Annotated in this window: 2 protein-coding genes; both read left to right on the plus strand. The window is 41.5% G+C overall.

Translation table 11 applies throughout. The annotated features are described in order from the left end of the window. The first annotated feature begins 287 nt into the window (after positions 1 to 287). The gene (gene rho, locus B4K20_RS14365; protein ID WP_286304264.1) at positions 288 to 1,547 is read left to right on the plus strand and encodes a transcription termination factor Rho; all 1,260 of its coding nucleotides are present in this window, start codon (positions 288 to 290) and stop codon (positions 1,545 to 1,547) included. A 9-nt stretch (positions 1,548 to 1,556) separates the two neighbouring features. Then, a partial coding sequence (gene miaA / locus B4K20_RS14370; protein ID WP_289283424.1) for a tRNA (adenosine(37)-N6)-dimethylallyltransferase MiaA occupies positions 1,557 to 2,483 on the plus strand: 927 nt, incomplete at its 3' end.

The raw sequence follows: 2,483 nt of genomic DNA on the forward strand, positions 1-2,483 counted from the left end.
CTAAAAAGTCGATATGAATGGTGTAATTCTCGACTTGTACTAACTCACAGTATTTCAGCCAAGCTATTTTGATTAGTCAGTTTACTGACAGGAATAGAAAAACTGTTGGTATAATTAGCTTTTATTTCTAACATCGCGATATTTTGTACATAAAACTAGACGCCAGTCTTTATTACTGTTATTCTTACTTGCAGTTTTTAAAACCCCCTCCAAAATTAAGTTAATTCAACTCATCAATCGATGTGTTCAAGGCATTTCTATATCAAAATCCCATTCTTAGGTAATACATGAATCTGACAGAACTGAAAAAGCAGTCAGCTGCTGAATTAATGGAACTGGCTCTCTCCATGAATCTTGAGGGCTTAGCAAGAAACCGAAAACAAGAACTTATCTTTGCCATAGTCAAAGCGCACTCTAAACAAGGCGAAGATGTTATCACTACAGGTGTATTAGAACTCTTACCAGATGGTTTTGGTTTTTTAAGATCACCCGAAGATTCCTACGTTGCAGGTCCTGATGATGTTTATGTCTCACCTAGCCAGATTCGTCGTTTCCACCTTAGAACTGGCGACACAATAAAAGGTAAAATTCGTCCACCCAAAGATAGTGAGCGTTATTTTGCCTTGGTTAAAGTAGAAGAAATTAACTACGAAAAACCTGATAAGTCTAGAAATAAAGTCCCTTTTGAAAATCTCACGCCGCTCTTCCCCAATGAACGTTTTACATTAGAGCGGGGGAATGGAAGTACTGAAGACCTGACAGCACGTGTTATTGATCTTGCTTCACCACTAGGCAAAGGACAACGTGGTTTGATTGTTGCTCCGCCTAAATCAGGTAAGACAATGATCATGCAGTCAATCGCACAGTCAATTGCCTCTAACTATCCTGATAGTGATCTGATTGTGTTGCTGATTGATGAGCGTCCTGAAGAAGTCACGGAAATGCAACGATCTGTCAGAGGTGAAGTGGTCTCCAGTACGTTCGATGAGCCTGCCTCACGACACGTACAGGTTGCTGAAATGGTGATCGAGAAAGCGAAGCGCCTTGTTGAGCATAAACATGACGTTGTTATCTTACTTGACTCAATCACTAGACTCGCCCGTGCTTATAACACTGTTTCACCATCATCGGGTAAGGTTTTGACTGGTGGTGTTGATGCCAATGCCTTACAACGCCCGAAGCGTTTCTTTGGTGCGGCTCGAAATATTGAAGAAGGTGGCAGCTTGACAATCATTGCCACAGCCCTGATTGAAACTGGCTCTCGAATGGATGAAGTCATCTTCGAAGAGTTCAAGGGTACTGGTAATATGGAAGTATTGCTGGAACGTAAACTTGCTGATCGTAGAATGTATCCTGCCATCAATGTGACACGTTCAGGCACGCGTCGTGAAGAACTGCTGACAACAGAAGAAGATCTCCAAAAACTTTGGATCTTGAGAAAAATTATTGCTCAGATGGAACCTGTTGAAGCCATGGAATTCTTAATGGATAGGTTAAAATCGACGAAAACAAATGTTGAGTTTTTTGATTCAATGAAACAGGGGTAATCAAACTCTGTGCTTCCACCCGCCATATTTATTATGGGGCCTACAGCAGCTGGAAAAACAGATATTGCTATCGCCCTTGCAAAGAAGTATCCAGTAGAGATCATCAGTGTCGATTCCGCGCTTGTCTATAAAGGCATGGATATCGGCACTGCAAAACCAAACCGTTCCGTTCTAAGCCACTATCCTCATCATTTAGTTGATATTGTCGAACCTCATGAGCCTTATTCTGCTGGTCAATTCAAAGAAGACGCCCTCAATCTGATGGCTGATATTTCCGCCAGAGGTAAAGTTCCTTTATTGGTTGGCGGAACAATGCTCTATTTCAGAAGTCTTCAATATGGACTTGCTGACTTGCCCCCAGCAAATATGCTTATCAGAGAAAAGCTAAATCTGGAAATTCAGCAATTGGGCATTGAAGCCTTACACAATCGGTTAAAAGAAATCGACCCAGTCTCAGCAGCACGAATACACATTAATGATCCACAGCGTTTACAACGTGCTCTGGAAGTGTATGAAGTATCGGGTAAAAGTCTGACTGAATTGACTCAAGCAAGCCATGATAGTTTTGACTATAAAGTCACTAAGATCATTGTTTCACCATTTGATAGAGCCATTCTTCACAACAGAATAGCTGAGCGATACCAGACAATGATGAATGCAGGCTTTATTGAAGAAGTGAAAACATTATTTAATCGAAATGACTGTCATGCGAACTTACCATCAATACGTGCAGTCGGTTACCGGCAGGCGTGGTCATATCTTGAAGGTAAGTACGATTATGATGAATTTGTTTATCGTGCAATTGTTGCCACACGTCAGATGGCGAAACGCCAGCTAACCTGGTTACGATCCCAGAATGATGGAATCTGGTTTGATAGTGGTTTAGCCTTGCCTATCAATGATGTAGAACGATACTTAACAGAGCAAGTACCCGAG

The sequence above is a fragment of the Methylophaga sp. UBA5088 genome, from assembly GCF_002414625.1.
In the GTDB taxonomy this organism is placed as follows: Bacteria; Pseudomonadota; Gammaproteobacteria; order Nitrosococcales; family Methylophagaceae; genus Methylophaga; species Methylophaga marina.